Source organism: Cupriavidus sp. 291-E7, assembly GCF_057798835.1.
Genome location: NZ_JBYOJV010000013.1, coordinates 88,222 through 105,232, shown reverse-complemented (window position 1 = coordinate 105,232; position 17,011 = coordinate 88,222). Strand labels below are relative to the sequence as shown.

18 protein-coding genes are annotated in these 17,011 nt (G+C 65.0%); 13 read left to right on the top strand and 5 right to left on the bottom strand.

Features of this window, described 5'->3' with window-relative positions; genetic code table 11:
• The first annotated feature begins 53 nt into the window (after positions 1 to 53).
• The 6 genes from AC3FLX_RS22235 (at position 54) to ftsB (ending at position 5,898) form a co-directional block, all read left to right on the top strand.
• Positions 54 to 875, top strand: coding sequence for an alpha/beta fold hydrolase (locus tag AC3FLX_RS22235; protein ID WP_488699482.1), 822 nt, complete (start codon positions 54 to 56; stop codon positions 873 to 875).
• A 126-nt stretch (positions 876 to 1,001) separates the two neighbouring features.
• Positions 1,002 to 2,654: a CTP synthase gene (pyrG, locus tag AC3FLX_RS22230; protein WP_488699481.1), complete on the top strand. Its 1,653-nt coding sequence runs from the start codon at positions 1,002 to 1,004 to the stop codon at positions 2,652 to 2,654.
• Between the two features lie 26 nt (positions 2,655 to 2,680).
• On the top strand, positions 2,681 to 3,550 hold the full coding sequence (kdsA, locus tag AC3FLX_RS22225) for a 3-deoxy-8-phosphooctulonate synthase (protein ID WP_488699480.1): 870 nt from the start codon (positions 2,681 to 2,683) through the stop codon (positions 3,548 to 3,550).
• A gap of 126 nt (positions 3,551 to 3,676) precedes the next feature.
• Positions 3,677 to 3,967 (top strand): DUF1330 domain-containing protein, encoded by a 291-nt coding sequence (locus AC3FLX_RS22220; RefSeq protein WP_488699479.1) that lies wholly within the window; start codon positions 3,677 to 3,679, stop codon positions 3,965 to 3,967.
• Between the two features lie 63 nt (positions 3,968 to 4,030).
• Positions 4,031 to 5,320: a phosphopyruvate hydratase gene (eno, locus tag AC3FLX_RS22215; RefSeq protein ID WP_488699478.1), complete on the top strand. Its 1,290-nt coding sequence runs from the start codon at positions 4,031 to 4,033 to the stop codon at positions 5,318 to 5,320.
• A 236-nt stretch (positions 5,321 to 5,556) separates the two neighbouring features.
• Complete coding sequence (ftsB, locus tag AC3FLX_RS22210) at positions 5,557 to 5,898, top strand: cell division protein FtsB (protein WP_488699477.1); 342 nt, start codon at positions 5,557 to 5,559, stop codon at positions 5,896 to 5,898.
• 81 nt (positions 5,899 to 5,979) lie between these two features.
• On the opposite strand, the gene AC3FLX_RS22205 is transcribed toward ftsB, so the two are convergent.
• The 3 genes from AC3FLX_RS22205 to AC3FLX_RS22195 all read right to left on the bottom strand — a co-directional run bounded on the left by AC3FLX_RS22205 (position 5,980) and on the right by AC3FLX_RS22195 (position 8,029).
• Positions 5,980 to 6,372 (bottom strand): hypothetical protein, encoded by a 393-nt coding sequence (locus AC3FLX_RS22205; protein WP_488699476.1) that lies wholly within the window; start codon positions 6,370 to 6,372, stop codon positions 5,980 to 5,982.
• A gap of 86 nt (positions 6,373 to 6,458) precedes the next feature.
• Positions 6,459 to 7,463 (bottom strand): Hsp33 family molecular chaperone HslO, encoded by a 1,005-nt coding sequence (gene hslO, locus AC3FLX_RS22200; RefSeq protein WP_488699475.1) that lies wholly within the window; start codon positions 7,461 to 7,463, stop codon positions 6,459 to 6,461.
• A 41-nt stretch (positions 7,464 to 7,504) separates the two neighbouring features.
• Entirely contained in the window at positions 7,505 to 8,029 is a 525-nt protein-coding gene (locus AC3FLX_RS22195) for a gamma carbonic anhydrase family protein (RefSeq protein ID WP_488699474.1), read from the bottom strand.
• A gap of 117 nt (positions 8,030 to 8,146) precedes the next feature.
• On the opposite strand from AC3FLX_RS22195, the gene AC3FLX_RS22190 reads away from it, so the two are divergent.
• Positions 8,147 to 8,995 (top strand): ferritin-like domain-containing protein, encoded by an 849-nt coding sequence (locus AC3FLX_RS22190; protein WP_488699473.1) that lies wholly within the window; start codon positions 8,147 to 8,149, stop codon positions 8,993 to 8,995.
• Here AC3FLX_RS22190 and AC3FLX_RS22185 read toward each other — a convergent pair.
• Complete coding sequence (locus AC3FLX_RS22185) at positions 8,992 to 10,731, bottom strand: acetate--CoA ligase (RefSeq protein WP_488699472.1); 1,740 nt, start codon at positions 10,729 to 10,731, stop codon at positions 8,992 to 8,994. The two genes, AC3FLX_RS22190 and AC3FLX_RS22185, sit on opposite strands and share 4 nt — an antisense overlap.
• 146 nt (positions 10,732 to 10,877) lie before the next feature.
• Here AC3FLX_RS22185 and AC3FLX_RS22180 point away from each other — a divergent pair, with 146 nt between their 5' ends.
• Entirely contained in the window at positions 10,878 to 11,771 is an 894-nt protein-coding gene (locus tag AC3FLX_RS22180) for an alpha/beta fold hydrolase (RefSeq protein ID WP_488699471.1), read from the top strand.
• Between the two features lie 74 nt (positions 11,772 to 11,845).
• Here AC3FLX_RS22180 and AC3FLX_RS22175 read toward each other — a convergent pair whose 3' ends face one another.
• Positions 11,846 to 12,922 carry an NAD(P)/FAD-dependent oxidoreductase gene (locus tag AC3FLX_RS22175; RefSeq protein WP_488699470.1) on the bottom strand — a complete coding sequence of 359 codons (1,077 nt, stop codon included), beginning with the start codon at positions 12,920 to 12,922 and terminating at the stop codon, positions 11,846 to 11,848.
• Between the two features lie 121 nt (positions 12,923 to 13,043).
• On the opposite strand from AC3FLX_RS22175, the gene AC3FLX_RS22170 reads away from it, so the two are divergent.
• The 5 genes from AC3FLX_RS22170 (at position 13,044) to dapA (ending at position 16,997) form a co-directional block, all read left to right on the top strand.
• Positions 13,044 to 13,889 (top strand): 3',5'-nucleoside bisphosphate phosphatase, encoded by an 846-nt coding sequence (locus tag AC3FLX_RS22170; RefSeq protein ID WP_488699469.1) that lies wholly within the window; start codon positions 13,044 to 13,046, stop codon positions 13,887 to 13,889.
• A gap of 30 nt (positions 13,890 to 13,919) precedes the next feature.
• The gene (locus AC3FLX_RS22165; protein ID WP_488699468.1) at positions 13,920 to 14,555 is read left to right on the top strand and encodes an L-threonylcarbamoyladenylate synthase; all 636 of its coding nucleotides are present in this window, start codon (positions 13,920 to 13,922) and stop codon (positions 14,553 to 14,555) included.
• Positions 14,556 to 14,659: 104 nt separating this feature from the next.
• Positions 14,660 to 15,325 (top strand): site-2 protease family protein, encoded by a 666-nt coding sequence (locus AC3FLX_RS22160; RefSeq protein WP_488699467.1) that lies wholly within the window; start codon positions 14,660 to 14,662, stop codon positions 15,323 to 15,325.
• Between the two features lie 52 nt (positions 15,326 to 15,377).
• Positions 15,378 to 15,953, top strand: coding sequence for a class I SAM-dependent methyltransferase (locus AC3FLX_RS22155; RefSeq protein ID WP_488699466.1), 576 nt, complete (start codon positions 15,378 to 15,380; stop codon positions 15,951 to 15,953).
• A 159-nt stretch (positions 15,954 to 16,112) separates the two neighbouring features.
• Positions 16,113 to 16,997, top strand: coding sequence for a 4-hydroxy-tetrahydrodipicolinate synthase (gene dapA, locus AC3FLX_RS22150; RefSeq protein ID WP_488699465.1), 885 nt, complete (start codon positions 16,113 to 16,115; stop codon positions 16,995 to 16,997).
• The last annotated feature ends 14 nt before the right edge of the window (positions 16,998 to 17,011 follow it).

Below are 17,011 nucleotides of genomic sequence, written 5' to 3'. Positions count from 1 at the left end.
GCGTTGCGCCGCAGTACACTCTGCGGCGACTTCATTTTCCCTGCCCCCGCTCCATGCGCGACATCCTGCTGTTCTCCCATGCCAACGGATTTCCGGTGCCGACCTATCGCAAGCTATTCGGCGCGCTGGAGGAAGCATTCGAGATTCGCGCCGTCGAACGCTACGGCCATGACCCGAAATTTCCGGTCACGCGGGAGTGGCCGAACCTGGTGGAAGAACTGCTGCGCGAGATTGACCGGGCAGGGCGCGACGGCGCCGACTCCCGCAAGGTCTGGCTCGTCGGGCATTCGCTCGGTGGATTCCTGTCGCTGATGGCGGCGTTGCGCAATCCGCAGCGCGTGCGGGGCGTGGTGATGCTCGATTCGCCGATCATCGCCGGCTGGCGAGCTTCGCTGCTGCGGGCATCCCAGGTGTTGGGGCTGGACGAAAAGCCGAGTCCGGCGGCGGTGACCAAGAAGCGCCGGACGCACTGGCCCGATGCCGAATCGGTATGGACCCACTTCCAGGCCAAGCGCAATTTCCAGGTTTGGGACCCCGACGTGCTGCGCGACTACACCGAGCACGGCACCGAACCCACCGGCCGGGCAGCGGAGCGCCGCCTGCGCTTTGACCGTGATGTGGAATACCGGATCTATCGGACGCTGCCAACCAGCCTGGGCCGGCGCGTGGCACGTGGCGCGCCGGTGCCGGTCGGATTTGTCGCCGGTACGAAATCGCGCGAGGTGCGGCAGGTGGGCCTGGGCGCCACGCGCAAGCTCGTGGGTGACCACCTGCGCTACGTGGAAGGCGGCCATCTCTATCCGATGGAGCGCCCGCTGGAGACCGCGGACGTGGTGCGCGAACTGATCGGGCAGATGCGCCAGGCCGGACAATAGGGGCGGAGCGGCGCATGCGCCGCAGCGGTTCGGGCGGGCATTGCGGACTCGCCGCTGTCACAAATTCCGGGTCGGCGGCGGACGGGGTCTCATGTATAATCCCAATTTCCCCGGCAAGCTCGGTTTATGACCAAATTCGTCTTCGTCACCGGTGGCGTCGTCTCTTCTCTCGGCAAGGGCATCGCTGCTGCTTCGCTCGCGGCCATTCTCGAGTCGCGCGGCCTCAAAGTCACCCTCCTCAAGCTTGATCCCTACATCAACGTCGACCCCGGCACGATGAGCCCTTTCCAGCATGGAGAGGTGTTCGTGACCGAGGATGGCGCTGAAACCGACCTCGATCTCGGCCACTACGAACGCTTCGTGTCGGCCAAGATGCGCAAGTCGAACAACTTCACGACTGGCCAGATCTATGAGTCGGTGATCCGCAAGGAACGCCGCGGCGAATACCTGGGCAAGACCGTGCAGGTGATTCCCCATATCACCAACGAGATCCAGGCGTTCGTGGAACGTGGCGCGGCCGCCTCGCACGACGGCAAGGCCGACGTGGCGCTGGTGGAAATCGGCGGCACCGTGGGTGACATCGAATCGCTGCCGTTCCTGGAAGCCGCACGTCAGATGAGCCTGCGCCTGGGCCGCAACCATTGCGCGTTCGTGCACCTGACGCTGGTGCCGTTCATCGCCAGCGCCGGCGAGCTGAAGACCAAGCCTACCCAGCACTCGGTGCAGAAGCTCCGTGAAATCGGCATCTCGCCGACGGCGCTGCTGTGCCGCGCCGACCGTCCGATCCCGGACGATGAGCGCGCCAAGATTTCGCTGTTCGCCAATATCCCGCAGGACGCCGTGATTTCGGTGTGGGATGCCGACAGCATCTACAAGATCCCGCAGATGCTCAACGAGCAGGGCCTGGACCGCCTGATCTGCGAGGAACTGCGCCTGGATCCGAAGCCGGCCGACCTGTCGATGTGGCAGAAGCTGGTCAACGCGCAGGAAAACCCCGAGCACGAGATCAAGATCGGCATGGTTGGCAAGTACGTCGACCTGACCGAGTCGTACAAGTCGCTGATCGAGGCGCTGCGCCACGCTGGCATGCATACGGCCACGCGCGTCAACATCGAGTACATCGATTCCGAAGAGCTGGAATCGGGTCACCTCGAAGTGCTGCAGCCGCTGGATGCCATCCTGGTGCCGGGCGGTTTCGGCAAGCGCGGCACGGAAGGCAAGATCCGCGCGATCCAGTACGCCCGCGAGAACAAGGTACCGTACCTGGGCATCTGCCTGGGCATGCAGCTGGCCGTGATCGAATTCGCCCGTCATGTGGCGAGCATGAACGACGCCAACTCGACCGAGTTCAACCTCGAGACCGAGCACCCGGTGGTCGCGCTGATCACCGAGTGGCTAGACCGCGAGGGCAAGGTGGAACAGCGTTCGGCTGAGTCCGACCTCGGTGGCACGATGCGCCTGGGCGCGCAACGCGTGCCGATCCAGGCAGGCACGAAGGCCGCGCAGATCTACGGCGCCGAAGTCAACGAGCGTCACCGCCATCGTTACGAAGTCAACAATCACTACGTGCCGCAGCTCGAAAAGGCTGGCATGGTGATTTCGGCCCGTACCCCGACCGAGAACCTGCCGGAAATGATGGAGCTGCCCGAGTCGATGCACCCGTGGTTCGTCGGCGTGCAGTTCCACCCGGAATTCACCTCGACGCCGCGCGATGGCCATCCGCTGTTCAAGGCCTACGTGCAAGCCGCGCTGGCCTCGCAGCAACGCAAGGGCGCCTGAACTCGCGCGACGAAGGAGAGAAAGCCATGAAACTGTGTGGATTCGATGTCGGCCTCGACAAGCCGTTCTTCCTGATCGCCGGGCCTTGTGTCATCGAGTCCGAGCAGATGGCACTGGACACGGCTGGCCAGCTCAAGGAAATCACCCGTGAGCTGGGCATCCCGTTCATCTACAAGTCGTCGTTCGACAAGGCCAACCGTTCGTCGGGCAAGTCGTTCCGTGGTCTCGGCATGGAAAAGGGTCTGGAGATCCTGTCCACCGTGAAGCGCGAGATCGGCGTGCCCGTGCTGACCGACATCCACGAGATCGACGAGATCAAGCCCGTCGCCGCCGTGGTAGACGTGCTGCAGACGCCGGCATTCCTGTGCCGCCAGACTGATTTCATCCGTGCGTGCGCCCAGAGCGGCCGCCCGGTGAACATCAAGAAGGGCCAGTTTCTGGCGCCGCACGACATGAAGAACGTGATCGACAAGGCCCGCGACGCCGCGCGCGATGCTGGCCTGCCCGATGACGTTTTCATGGCCTGCGAGCGTGGTGTCTCGTTTGGCTACAACAACCTGGTATCGGACATGCGCTCGCTGGCGATCATGCGCGAGACCGGTGCCCCGGTGGTGTTCGACGCCACTCACTCGGTGCAGTTGCCGGGCGGGCAGGGCACCAGCTCGGGCGGTCAGCGCGAGTTTGTGCCGGTGCTGTCGCGTGCCGCCGTGGCCACGGGTGTGGCGGGTTTGTTCATGGAAACCCATCCGGACCCGAGCAAGGCCATGTCGGATGGCCCGAACGCGGTGCCGCTGTCGCGCATGAAGGAACTGCTGGCTGTGCTGAAGGACCTGGATACCCTGGTCAAGCGCGCCGGCTTCCTGGAAGACAACTTCGGCTGGCCGGCCTGCGCCTGACTTGGCCCGTAATACCCGCCGCCCGCGCCTGTCGCGGGCGGTGTCGCTTCCGGGCGCGGTGAGTCATTAGGATCAACATCGACGCGCCGGTATCGAAAGACAATACAAAAGATTCGGAGATAGCGTATGGCCGCCGGCCTTATCATCGCGTACGTCGACGTGACGGATCCCCAGCAATACGAGCAGTACAAGGTGCTTTCCAGCCGGGCCATGCAGGCGCACGGTGCGGAAGTGCTGGTGCGCGGCGGCAAGACCGAGCAGCTCGAAGGGGAATGGGCACCGACGCGGGTGGTCGTGCTGAAATTCCAGAGCTTCGAAGCCGCGAAGGCTTTCTACGACAGCGAGGAATACCTGGCGGCCCGCCAATCCCGCAAGCATGCGGCAAAGATGAACATGATCGTCGTGGAAGGCGTCTGAGACTTCCACCCGTCATCTGGCACGTAGAAGATTCACGAAGATTCAACAGTCCTGAGAGGAAATATGAGTGCAATCGTAGATATCATCGGTCGCGAGGTGCTGGACTCGCGCGGCAATCCCACTGTCGAGTGCGACGTGCTGCTGGAGTCGGGCGTGATGGGCCGTGCCGCCGTGCCGTCGGGTGCATCGACCGGCTCGCGCGAAGCCATCGAACTGCGTGACGGCGACAAGTCGCGCTACCTGGGCAAGGGCGTGCTGAAGGCCGTCGAGCACATCAACACCGAAATCTCCGAAGCGATCATGGGCCTGGACGCGTCCGAGCAGGCGTTCCTGGACCGCACGCTGATCGAACTCGATGGCACCGAGAACAAGGGCCGTCTGGGCGCCAATGCCATGCTGGCCGTGTCGATGGCCGTGGCCAAGGCCGCTGCCGAAGAGGCTGGCCTGCCGCTGTACCGCTACTTCGGCGGTTCGGGCGCGATGCAGATGCCGGTGCCGATGATGAACATCGTCAACGGTGGCGCGCACGCCAACAACAGCCTGGACATCCAGGAATTCATGATCATGCCCGTGTCGCAGACCAGCTTCCGTGAAGCGCTGCGTTGCGGCGCCGAAGTGTTCCACGCACTGAAGAAGATCCTGGCCGACAAGGGCATGTCGACGGCCGTTGGCGACGAAGGCGGCTTCGCGCCGAACTTCTCGTCGAACGAAGAGTGCCTGAACACGATCGTGCAGGCCGTCGAGAAGGCCGGCTACAAGGTTGGCGAGGACGTGCTGCTGGCGCTGGACTGTGCCGCCAGCGAGTTCTACCACGAAGCCGAAGACGTCTATTCGCTGGAAGGCGAAGGCCTGAAGCTGTCGTCGACGCAATTCGCCGACTACCTGGCCAACTTGTGCGACAAGTTCCCGATCGTGTCGATCGAGGACGGCATGGCCGAGGGCGACTGGGAAGGCTGGAAGACGCTGACCGACAAGCTCGGCAAGCGTGTGCAGCTGGTGGGTGACGACCTGTTCGTGACCAACACCAAGATCCTGAAGGAAGGCATCGAGAAGGGCATCGGCAACTCGATCCTGATCAAGATCAACCAGATTGGTACGCTGACCGAGACGTTCGCCGCCATCGAGATGGCCAAGCGCGCCGGCTACACCGCCGTGATCTCGCACCGTTCGGGTGAGACCGAGGACAGCACGATCGCCGACATCGCCGTTGGTACCAACGCTGGCCAGATCAAGACCGGCTCGCTGTCGCGTTCGGACCGTATCGCCAAGTACAACCAGCTGATCCGCATCGAGGAAGATCTGGGCGATATCGCTACGTACCCGGGCAAGAGCGCGTTCTACAACCTGCGCTGATGCCTTGAGCGTGCGGGCGGCCAGTCCGTCCGCAAGCCAAAAGAAAACGCCGCTACCGGTCTGCCGGAGCGGCGTTTTTTTGTTGAATCTGTGGTGATTGTGCCGATGCCGGGCGTTACGCGCACCGTTGTTGCGCTTTGTAGCGTCTTTTGTTTTGCAATCTGCGGCCGCTTGATGGATCATTGGTGCCCATCGGAAACCTCCGGTCACGCCTTCCCATTGCGCCTTTTGCCCCGATGCGCCTGATTTCCCTGCTGCTGTTCGTGCTGTTGCTGGCCATTCAGTACCCGCTTTGGCTGGGCAAGGGAGGCTGGCTGCGCGTTTGGGACCTGAATCGCCAGGTCAATGAACAAGCCACGCACAATCAAGGCTTGAAGCTGCGCAATGCCAAACTGGAAGGGGAAGTGAAAGACCTGCAGGATGGCACGGGCGCCATCGAGGAGCGTGCCCGCTACGAACTGGGCATGGTCAAGGACGATGAAGTCTTCGTGCAGTTCGTGGCCCCGGCGCCGAAGGTCAGCGCCACACCGCCGCTACCGCCGCCAGCCAATTCCGTGGCAGGCCGGGGCGGACACTGAAAGACGCCAGGATAGAAAGACGCCAGGAAAAGTGAATCCTGGCCTCGACCCTGCCGCCACACATCTATTACCCGTCGTCGCTTACCACCAGCCGCCGTACGGGTAGCCTCCCCAGCCATACCCTGGGAAGCCGACACCCACGCCACCTCCCCAGCCACCGCCGCCCCAGCCGTTGTAGAACAGGCTGAAGCTGGTGTTCGGCGCATACGACGCGCGGCTCCATGCGGCCGCGGACTGCTGGTTGACCATCACGGCGGCCTGTTCCTGAAGGATCTGCTTGTTCAGCGCGCCCAGCCGCTGACGTTCGCCTTCGCTGATCTGGGCTGGCGGGATGGTGTCGGCGGGAAGCCGCGCCGTGGCCGGCACGCCGTCGACATTGCGCGGCACCGGCGCCGCACAGCCGGCAAGCAGGGCTGCCAGCGCCAGGGCGCCGGCCAGGACGGGGGGTGATCCGGAACGAATGGTCGCTGTCATGTCGGACTCCGTTCGAACGACTTCAAGCATGCCATTGGACCCAGTCACCCGTGCGTGTGGTTCCGCACGGTAAGCGGGGCCAACCCTCAGTGCTGCTGCTTCGCGCCTTCGCCCGCGCCCGTGGCCACCGGGGCCGTGAACAGCTGGGCGGCATCCACCGGGTCGAACGCATAGCGCTGGCCACAGAAGTCGCAGTGGATTTCCACCTCGCCGCGCTCGGCGATGATGCTTTCGATTTCATCCTGGCCCAGCGTTTGCAGCATGCCAGCCACCTTGTCGCGCGAGCACGAGCACTGGAAATGCGGCGTCATCGGCTCGAATACCCGCAGGCCGGCATTCTGAAGTTCTTCCCAGAACAGTCGGCGCAGCAGCGTGTCCGGCGTTTCCGCCAGCAGTTCGTCTTCCTTCAGCGTAGCGCCCAGCTGGCAGGCGCGATCCCAGGTGTCCAGGTCCTGCGCCTGGCCTTCGTCGGTCAGCGCCGCACCGGTTTCGCCAATCTGCGCGCCGGCCGTGCCGCCGTATGCCGGCAGTTTCTGCAGCAGCATGCCGGCCGCCACCTGGTCATTCGACGCCAGCCACAGACGCGTGTCGAGCTGCTCGGACGCTTGCATGTAATGTTCCAGCACCTCGGTCATCGACGCCAGCGGGCCATGTTCGTCGGCCAGCGGCACGATGCCCTGGTAGGGCTGCTGGCCCGGCAGCTTGTCCTGCGGGTCGAGCGTGATGGCGAAGCGGCCCTTGCCGTGCACGTTCACAAGCTGCTTCAGCGTGGCGTCGTCAGCAATCTCGGCATCTTCGGCGATCTTGGCCGTCGCGCGCATCGACAGGTCGGACAGGCATTCCACCACCAGCATGCGCACCGGGCCATCGCCATGCAGTTGCATGACCAGCGCGCCATTGAACTTGAGATTGGCCGACAGCAGCGCCGCGGCCGCCATCATCTCGCCCAGCACGCGGCGTACCGGCAGGGGGTAGGTGTGGCGATTCAACACCTCTTGCCAGGTGGCCTCCATGCGGACCAGTTCGCCGCGCACAGGGGCGGCGTCGAACAGGAATTTCTGGAGCGTATCGGGATTCGAGGAAGCGGTCACGGTTCTGTTTGTCTAGCGGTTAAGTCGCGTTCCGGCTGTGGTCAGCCGATACGCTTGAGTTGTGTCTTGTACACGGCCTGGCGCTTCGCATACGTTTCGGCGTTGCGATAGAGGTTGGCCACGTCGGCATCGGTCAGTTCGCGCACCACCTTGGCGGGCGCGCCCAGGATCAGCGAGCGGTCCGGAAACACCTTGTTTTCGGTGATCACGGCACCCGCGCCGACCAGGCATTCCTTGCCGATCACCGCACCATTGAGCACCACGGCCTGGATGCCGATCAGCGAGCCTTCGCCCACGGTGCAGCCATGCAGCATGGCCTGGTGACCCACGGACACCTTGTCGCCCAGCGTAAGCGGGCGGCCCGGGTCGGTATGCAGCACCGAGCCTTCCTGGATGTTGGTGTCTTCGCCCACGACGATCGGCTCGTTGTCGCCACGGATCACCACGCCCGGCCAGGCGCTGGCACGCGCCTTGAGCGTCACGTTGCCGATAATGGTGGCTTCCGCCGCCACATAGGCATCCTCGTGAATGGACGGGGCGGTATCGCCGAGCTGGTAAAGCGCCATGAGGTCTCCTGCTGAATGTGCGTAATTGGGGATGGCCGCGCGGATTAAAAGAGCCGGTTCTGGCGCGGTACTGCACCGGCGAGGCTCTACAATGGCGGCTTCCCGAATTTTACGCCTATGCCAGTGATCGCACGCGCCGACATCGCTGAAGCGCCACTTTCTGCACGCCGCATCGCACTCGACGTGCTTTGCATGACCGATGCCCGCGCCAAGGCCGGCGCGGCACGGGCATTGTTTGCCGCGCTGCAGGCCGGTACGAATACGGTAGTCGATGTCGATGAAGTCCTTGTGGCGGAGCCGGGGGCGGTGCCGGGCCGTCCGGCGCGGCCCGAACTGGTGCCGCCGATGCGCGTGGAGCGCCGCCGGTCGATCCATACCACCGCCGGCCGCGCGAACATGATTCATGCGCTGTGCCACATCGAGTTCAACGCCATCAATCTGGCGCTGGACGCCGTCTGGCGCTTTCCGGGCCTGCCCGCCGACTACTACCGCGACTGGCTGCGCGTGGCCGATGAAGAGGCCTACCATTTCACGCTGCTGGCCGATCACCTTGAAACGCTGGGCGCCACGTATGGCGACTTTCCGGCGCACAACAGCCTGTGGGAGATGACCGACAAGACGTCGGCCGACGTGCTCGCACGCATGGCGCTGGTGCCGCGCACGCTGGAAGCGCGCGGACTCGACGCATCGCCGCCGGTGCGGGCCAAGCTGGCCGAAGCCGGCGATGAAGCCGCCGCCGCGATCATCGACATCATCCTGCGCGACGAAGTGGGTCACGTCGCCATCGGCAACCGCTGGTACCGCTGGCTCTGCACGCAGCGCGGACTCGAACCAGTGGCCACCTACGCGCAGCTGGCCGAGCAATACAAGGCACCGAAGCTGCGCGGCCCGTTCAACCTCGATGCCCGGCGCGCGGCCGGATTCGACGAGGATGAACTGGCCTGGCTGGAAGCCTCGGCGGGCTAGTTCGCCGGGTTTCCGGCCTGCTGCTGCGCGCGTTCCTGCTCCATCAGCCGCAGCACGCGGCGCTGGATCTTGCCCGTGGTGGTCATCGGCAGCTGGTCGATGAACTCGATTGCCTTCGGGTATTCGTACGGCGCCAGCTGGCCGCGCACATGCTGCTGCAATTCCGCGATCAACGCCGCGTCGTTGTCGAACGACCGGGCCACGGCGGGCGTCAGCACGATGAACGCCTTGACGATGGCGCCGCGCTCGGGGTCCGGCGACGGCACGACCGCGCAGTTCGATACGGCGGGATGCTTGAGCAGGCAGTTCTCGATCTCGCTTGGCCCGATGCGATAGCCCGACGACTTGAACACGTCGTCGGCACGGCCCTGGTACCAGAGATAGCCATCGGCATCGATGCGTGCGAGGTCGCCGGTGCGGCACCAGCGCAGACCCTCGTGCTCGGAATACTTGCCAGCCGTGGCGGCCTCGTTCTTCCAGTAGCCGAGGAAGAACACCGGGTCGGGATGTCCGTGGATATCGGTGGCGCAGACGGCCACTTCGCCATCCTCCCCGGCGGCGCACGGGCGGCCCTCGTCGTCGATCACGGCGACGCGGTGGCCGGGGTAGGGGCGCCCCATCGACCCTGGCCTCGCGGGCCAGCCCAGGTGGTTGTCGTCGTACTGGGCAGTGCAGTTGCCGACGATATAGTTGATCTCGGTCTGGCCGAACATTTCATTGACGATCACGCCCAATGCGTCGCGGCACCACGTGAACACCGTTTCGCCCACGGCCTCGCCCGCGCTCATGATGGCGCGCAGCTTCAGATCGTATTTTTCCGATGGCGCAGGGCAAGCCTTCATCATCTGCTTGAGCGCGGTCGGGAACAGGAACGTATTGGTCACGCCGTAGCGCTCCAGCAGTTCGAATGCGCGGTCGGCCGTAAAACGGCCCTGGTAGCCGACGATGGGCTTGCCGAAGTACAGCGCGGGCATCAGCGCATCCCACAGACCGCCGGTCCAGGCCCAGTCGGCGGGACTCCAGAACACGTCGTCGTCATTCGGATACCAGTTCTGCGAGCAGACAAAACCGGTCAGGTTGCCGATCAGCGCGCGGTGCGGAATCAGCGCGCCCTTGGGCGGACCCGTGGTGCCGCTGGTGTAGATCAGCACCGCCGCTTCGTCGGCCTTGGTCTGTTCGGCCGTGAACTCGGGTATTTGCGCGGCCAGCAGCGTGTCCCAGTCCAGGTCGCCGCGGCCGGTGGCCTGGCCGGCGCCGATGATGGTTTTCAGCGTCGGGCAGTCGGGGCGGGCGGCCAGCAGGTTGTCGATCGATGTTTCGTCCGCAATGGCCACGCGCGTTTCGCTGTGGTCGATGCGATATGACAGGGCCTCGGGGCCGAACAGCATCGACAGCGGCATGGCGATGGCACCCAACTGGTACACGGCCATGCCCGCGACGACGGTCTCGATGCGCTGGGGCATGACGATGGCGACGCGGTCGCCGCGCTGGACGCCCAGTTCGCGCAACGCGCGCGACAGACGGTTGGCTTCGGCCTGGATATGGGCGTAGGTGTACGACGCGCGCCGGCCATCTTCATGCTCGGTATGGGCGGCGATGCGGTTTGCCGTGGCGGGGTCGCGTGCCCAGCGGCCGCAGCAGACCTCGGCCAGGTTGAAGAATTCGGGCACATTCCAGTGGAACGAGTCGTGCAGCGCGTGATAGTCGTCACGGCGCGTGGCCGGCAAGGCGGTCATGCAGTTGTCTCCAATGTTCTCGCTCGCACCGGCTAGCCGTTTGGCTATAATCCAGCAATCGAACGATCGTTCTATTTTTATCCGGGCTGCCGCGTGGTCATTGGCCGCGCACGCATCAGAAGACCCGGGCACAGAGGGTAGACACCATGACCATCACGGAAACTTCGCGCTCCGAATTTATCACGCTGCGCGGCCTGCGCACGCACGTGCGCCACTGGGGACAACCCGGCGCCCCGAAGCTGTTCATGCTGCATGGCTGGATGGACGTGGCGGCATCGTTCCAGTTCCTCGTCGACGCGTTCGAGCGTGACTGGCACGTCATTGCGATGGACTGGCGCGGCTTTGGCGAATCCGACTATCCGACGGAATATCCGGGCACCCGCTCGTACTGGTTCCCCGATTACGTGGCCGACCTCGAAGCGCTGCTCGACCACTACCAGCCCGAGGGGCAGGTCGATCTGGTGGGGCATAGCATGGGTGCGAACGTGGTCTGCATCTACGCGGGCGTGCGGCCCGAGCGCGTGCGGCGCGTGGTGGACCTGGAGGGATTCGGCCTGACACGTACGCGACCCGAGCAGGCGCCGGGCCGGCTGGCGCGCTGGCTCGACGAACTGCGCGCGCAGCCCGAGCTGAAGACCTACGACAGCCAGGCGGCAGTGGCGGCGCGGCTGCAGAAGACCAACCCGCGCCTGCCGGACGAGCGCGCGGCATTCCTGGCCGCGCACTGGTCGCGCCGCAATGACGCCGGACGATGGGAAATCCTCGGCGATGCCGCGCATAAGATGACCAACCCCACGCTGTACCGCATCGACGAGATCATGGCGATCTGGGCAAAGGTCGCGTCGCCGGTGCTGCACGTGGAAGCGCGTAACTCGCCCACGCTGGCACACATTGCGCACAAGCAAAGCATCGAGGAATTCAAGGAGCGCTTCCGCGCCTTTCCGGATTTCCGCGAGGTGTTTGTCGACGACGCCGGCCACATGCTGCACCACGACCAGCCGCAGGTGGTGGCCAGACTGATCGAGGATTTCCTGGGCTGAGTTTGGTCTTGGTTTGGCTTTGGATGTTCTCCCCCTCCCACCGCGCGGGAGGGGAGCACTCATCGGGCCAACGCTCACGCGTGCGTGAGCTTTTCTTTCAGCGCGGCGTTGTTGCTGGTGTGCACGTGTACCAGCGCCTTTTCGGGGAATGCGTAGTGGTAAGCCTTGCGCAGGGCCAGCGCGGCCTCGTGGAAGCCGGAGAGAATCAGCTTCTGCTTGTTGGGATAGACCGCGATGTCACCGGCGGCGAAGATGCCTCGGCGCGATGTCTCGTAGGTAGTGGTGTCGTCGATCTGGATGCGGCCCGCGCGCATGTCCAGGTCCCACTGGGCAATCGGACCCGGCTCCGAAACCAGGCCGTACAGCGCCACAAGCTCGTCGGCCTCGACCGTACGATCGCCGTCGCGTGTCTTGATGCCGGCGTGGGTGAGGGCGCCCGAATCATCGGCCTGCAGGCTGCCGAGCATGCCGACTACGAAATCCATCTCACCGGCGTCCACGGCCGCACGCATGGCGCCCACCGTGTGGTCCGCCGCGCGAAAGCCCTCGCGCCGGTGCAGCAGCGTGACGCGCGCCGCCACTTTGCGCAGGGCCAATGCCCAGTCCAGCGCCGAGTCGCCGCCACCTGCCACGATCACGCGCTTGCCGGCAAAGCGCGACGTGTCGCGCACGGCGTAGTGCACGTGGCGGTCTTCCAGCGCGGCGGCCTCGGGCAGCGACACGCGCTGCGGGGCGAAGGCGCCAGCGCCGGCGCAAATCAGCACGGCGGCCACGTCGAACCGCTTGCCACCGTCGGTGGTCACCAGCACGCGCGGATGGCCGTCGGCACTGGTGACGTCGTTGACGGACTGGGCGCGCTGGCCAAAGTGCATCGGAAACGCGAACGGCGCGCATTGCTCAAGCAGGCGATCCACGAGTTCCTGGGCCAGGCAGCCAGGCACGGCGGGGATGTCGTAGATCGGCTTCTCGGGGTACAGCTCGGTGCATTGGCCGCCGGCACGATCGAGCACGTCGATCAGCTCGCATTTGAGTCCCAGCACGCCTGCCTGGAACGCCGCGAACAGCCCCACGGGGCCGGCGCCGACGATCAGCACATCGGTCTGGATGGTTTCCGAGGTTGGTATGGCGGCGGAGCTGGGCGTGGAGGACATGGGAAAAGGCGGAAAACTGCGGTGGAAACAGGCCCCATCATACCTTGCGTGGCACCGCAATCCGGACACGCCACCTCTGCCGGCAGGGCTAAAAAACCCTGCCAGGAGTAGAATGGCACCCATGCAAAACGCCCATGCCATCAACGCCGATCTGCACTGCCATTCCACCGTGTCCGACGGGATGCTGTCGCCGACCGAGGTGGCCGCGCGTGCGCACGCCGGTGGCGTGGCGTTCTGGGCCCTGACCGATCATGACGAGGTTGGCGGCCAGGCCGAGGCCCGTGCCGCCGCCGAGGCGATGGGCATGCGTTACGTGCCCGGTGTCGAGATCTCGGTGACATGGGCCGGGCAGACCGTCCATATCGTCGGCCTGCAGATCGATCCGTTCAACCCGGACCTGATCGACGGGCTGGCGAAAACGCGCGACGGCCGCGCCCGCCGCGCGCAGGACATCGGCGTGGCCCTGGAGAAGATCGGCATCACCGGCGCTTACGAAGGCGCGCTGCGCTACGTGGGCAATCCCGATCTGATTTCGCGCACCCACTTTGCGCGCTGGCTGGTGGACGAAGGCCGCTGCAAGACCATCGGCGATGTTTTCAGCGAATATCTTTCCGAAGGCCGGCCCGGTTACGTGCCGCACCGCTGGTCGTCTCTGGCGGAAGCCGTGGGCTGGATTCGTGGCGCTGGCGGAATCGCCGTGATGGCGCATCCGGGGCGCTACAACTACACCCCCATCCAGCACGACGCGCTGTTCGACGACTTCACACAACTGGGCGGGCGGGCCGTCGAGGTTGTGACCGGCAGCCACACGCCCGACCAGTTTCGCCGCTACGCCGACGTGGCGCGCCGCTATGGCCTGCTGGCATCGCGCGGATCGGATTTCCACGGTCCTGGCGAAGGCCGCGTGGAGATCGGCACGCTGCCGCCGTTGCCATCGGACGTCACACCGGTCTGGCACGACTGGTAAGCTGATCGCCCCAGACAATCCGCGTCCGCCATGTCCCAGTACTTCGAGATCCATCCCGACAACCCGCAGGCGCGGCTGATCAAGCAGGCCGCGCAGATCGTGCAGAAGGGCGGCCTGATCGCGCTGCCCACCGATTCCAGCTATGCACTGGCCTGCCAGCTCGACGACAAGTCCGCCGTGGAACGGCTGCGCCGTTTGCGTGGCATCGACGAGAAACACCATCTGACGCTGATGTGCGGCGACCTGTCGGAACTCGGCAACTTCGCGCGGGTCGATAACCGCCAGTACCGCTGGATCAAGGGCGCCACGCCGGGACCCTACGTTTTTATCCTGGAAGCGACCAAGGAAGTGCCGCGGCGGCTTTCGCATCCCGCGCGCAAGACCATTGGCGTGCGTGTGCCCGACCATGCGATTCCGCTGGCGCTGGTGGCCGAGTTGGGGCAGCCACTGATTTCGGCCACGCTGCAGTTGCCGGATGACGAGGCGCCGATGAACGAGCCTTCCGAGATTCGCGCACGGCTGGAAAAGCAGCTCGACCTCGTGATCTGTGGCGGCCCCGCACCGGCGCAGCCAACCACGGTGATCGACCTGTCCGGTGGCGAGCCGGAACTGGTTCGTCCGGGCCGTGGCGACCTGGAGCGCTTCGGACTGACCGCCGCCGTCTGATCTGGCCTGCCTGTTTCGATTCGGCTGCAGTTTTAGATACATACCGCACACCCAAGGACATGCCGGACAGCCTTTGATGCCGGCGGCCCGATAGAATAGTTTGCATGGATTCCTCGATCGTCCAGACCTTCGCCGTATATGCGCTGCCCGTGCTGTTCGCCATCACGCTGCACGAGGCCGCCCACGGTTTTGTCGCGAAGTATTTCGGTGACAACACAGCCTGGCTGCTTGGGCGCGTCAGCCTGAACCCGGTGCGCCATATCGATCCGATCGGCACCGTGGCCGTGCCGCTGCTGCTGTATTTCCTGACCGCGGGCCAGTTCGTGTTCGGCTTTGCCAAGCCGGTGCCGGTGGTATTCGGCCATCTGCGCAACCCGCGCTGGCATGGCATGTGGGTGGCGCTGGCGGGCCCGGCCAGCAATATCTTGCAGGCGTTCCTGTGGGCGCTGGTGGCCGTCGGGCTGGCGGCCGCCCAGGTGCAGGAGCCGTTCTGGAGCCAGATGGCGCGTGCTGGCGTCCTGGTCAATACCGTGGTGGCCGCCTTCAACCTTTTTCCAATCCCCCCGCTCGACGGTGGCCGCGTGCTGACGGCATTCCTGCCGCGCCGCATGGCCGAGGCAGTGGGCCGGGTCGAGCCGTATGGCATCTTCATCGTCCTGGCGCTGGTTGCCGCTGGCGTTATCACGCGGATCTGGATGCAGCCGGTGATGACCGTGCTGCTGTCGATCGTCGAACTGATGCTGCGCCCGGTGCTGATGGTGCTGCAGTAGTCCGGCCGCTGCCTGCCTTTTCCTTTATCCCGTTTCAGACGACTCGCCGCGCATGACCTTGACGCATCCTCCGCTTGCCGCGCCATCTACCTGGCTGACCCGCTGGGCGCACCTGATCCGGCCTGGCGGCCGGGTTCTTGACCTTGCCTGCGGCAGCGGCCGCAATGCGGCCTGGCTGGCCGGGCAGGGGTTTGCGGTGCTGGGCGTCGACCGCGACGCTGAAGCCATTGCCGGCCTGCCGGCGGGCGTGGTGGGCCGTGTGGCTGACCTGGAGCAAGGCAGCTGGCCGCTGGCCGATGCGGGGCGGTTCGATGCCGTGGTGGTCACCAACTACCTCCACCGTCCGCTCTGGCCGCATCTTCTGGAAGCGCTGGGGCCGGGCGGCGTGCTGATCTACGAAACCTTTGCGGCGGGCAACGAGACCGTCGGCAAGCCTTCCCGGCCCGATTTTCTGCTGCATCCCGGCGAATTGCTGGAAGTGACGCGCGGCACGCTGCGCGTGGTGGGTTACGAGGACGGCACGCTGGAAAGTCCACGTCCGGCGTTCGTGCAGCGCATTTGTGCTGTCCACGAGGCACCGCAAGCGGGTTCGGATGGTCCGCCGCCGCGTTACCGGCTGCCCGCCTGAGGTGTCGGAGGCGCAGCGAATGGGCCTGCGGGGCTGTCAGCGAGGCGGCCCCGGCACACGTTACGCCCGTTAACGTTTTCCCTCATAGATAGGGGGTCCGGAGCCCCTGACGGTTCCGGTACAATCCCGGTTGTTCGAATTTCCCGAATTCCCTGAGATATGACACAGATTACCGGCAGCATCGTGGCCATCGTCACCCCGATGCATGAGGATGGCAGCCTGGATTACCCGGCACTGCGCAACCTCATTGACTGGCACGCGGCGGAAGGCACCGATGGCATCGTGATCGTGGGCACCACGGGTGAGTCGCCGACGGTCAACGTCGAAGAGCACTGCGAACTGATTCGCGTAGCCGTCGAGCAATCGGCCGGCCGGGTGCCCATCATCGCCGGTACCGGCGGCAATTCCACCCGCGAAGCCATCGAACTGACCGCCTTTGCGAAGAAGGTGGGTGCCGATGCGTCGCTGCAGGTCGTGCCGTACTACAACAAGCCGACCCAGGAAGGCATGTACCGCCATTTCCGCACCATCGCGGAAGCCGTGGAACTTCCGGTGCTGCTCTACAATGTGCCGGGCCGCACCGTGGCGGACATGAACAACGAGACGATCCTGCGCCTGGCGCAGGTGCCGGGCATCGTGGGTGTCAAGGAAGCCACGGGCAATATCGACCGTGCAGCGCAACTGATCAAGGATGCGCCCGATAGCTTTGCCATCTACAGCGGTGACGACCCCACGGCCGTGGCGCTGATCCTGCTGGGCGGCAAGGGCAATATCTCGGTGACCGCCAACGTGGCGCCGCGCAAGATGCACGAGATGTGCGTCGCCGCCCTGAAGGGCGATGTGATGACGGCCCGCCGTCTTCACATGGAGTTGATCGACCTCAACCGTGCGATGTTTGTCGAGGCCAACCCGATTCCGGTGAAGTGGGCGCTTCAGCAAATGGGCAAGATGGGAGGCGGTATCCGCCTGCCGCTGACCCCGCTGGCGGAAGGCCAGCATGAAACCGTGCGCCGCGCGCTGGCAGCGGCCGGCCTGCTGGGCTGAGATTCGCCGGCTGA

Coding starts and splice junctions, on each gene's coding strand:
- AC3FLX_RS22195 (WP_488699474.1), bottom strand. CDS start 8,029: ATGGCGCTTTACCAGCTCGGCGATACCGCCCCGTCCATTCACGAGGAT.
- pyrG (WP_488699481.1), top strand. CDS start 1,002: ATGACCAAATTCGTCTTCGTCACCGGTGGCGTCGTCTCTTCTCTCGGC.
- AC3FLX_RS22155 (WP_488699466.1), top strand. CDS start 15,378: ATGACCTTGACGCATCCTCCGCTTGCCGCGCCATCTACCTGGCTGACC.
- AC3FLX_RS22170 (WP_488699469.1), top strand. CDS start 13,044: ATGCAAAACGCCCATGCCATCAACGCCGATCTGCACTGCCATTCCACC.
- AC3FLX_RS22175 (WP_488699470.1), bottom strand. CDS start 12,922: ATGTCCTCCACGCCCAGCTCCGCCGCCATACCAACCTCGGAAACCATC.
- ftsB (WP_488699477.1), top strand. CDS start 5,557: ATGCGCCTGATTTCCCTGCTGCTGTTCGTGCTGTTGCTGGCCATTCAG.
- AC3FLX_RS22165 (WP_488699468.1), top strand. CDS start 13,920: ATGTCCCAGTACTTCGAGATCCATCCCGACAACCCGCAGGCGCGGCTG.
- dapA (WP_488699465.1), top strand. CDS start 16,113: ATGACACAGATTACCGGCAGCATCGTGGCCATCGTCACCCCGATGCAT.
- AC3FLX_RS22185 (WP_488699472.1), bottom strand. CDS start 10,731: ATGACCGCCTTGCCGGCCACGCGCCGTGACGACTATCACGCGCTGCAC.
- AC3FLX_RS22180 (WP_488699471.1), top strand. CDS start 10,878: ATGACCATCACGGAAACTTCGCGCTCCGAATTTATCACGCTGCGCGGC.
- AC3FLX_RS22190 (WP_488699473.1), top strand. CDS start 8,147: ATGCCAGTGATCGCACGCGCCGACATCGCTGAAGCGCCACTTTCTGCA.
- kdsA (WP_488699480.1), top strand. CDS start 2,681: ATGAAACTGTGTGGATTCGATGTCGGCCTCGACAAGCCGTTCTTCCTG.
- AC3FLX_RS22160 (WP_488699467.1), top strand. CDS start 14,660: ATGGATTCCTCGATCGTCCAGACCTTCGCCGTATATGCGCTGCCCGTG.
- AC3FLX_RS22235 (WP_488699482.1), top strand. CDS start 54: ATGCGCGACATCCTGCTGTTCTCCCATGCCAACGGATTTCCGGTGCCG.
- AC3FLX_RS22220 (WP_488699479.1), top strand. CDS start 3,677: ATGGCCGCCGGCCTTATCATCGCGTACGTCGACGTGACGGATCCCCAG.
- eno (WP_488699478.1), top strand. CDS start 4,031: ATGAGTGCAATCGTAGATATCATCGGTCGCGAGGTGCTGGACTCGCGC.
- AC3FLX_RS22205 (WP_488699476.1), bottom strand. CDS start 6,372: ATGACAGCGACCATTCGTTCCGGATCACCCCCCGTCCTGGCCGGCGCC.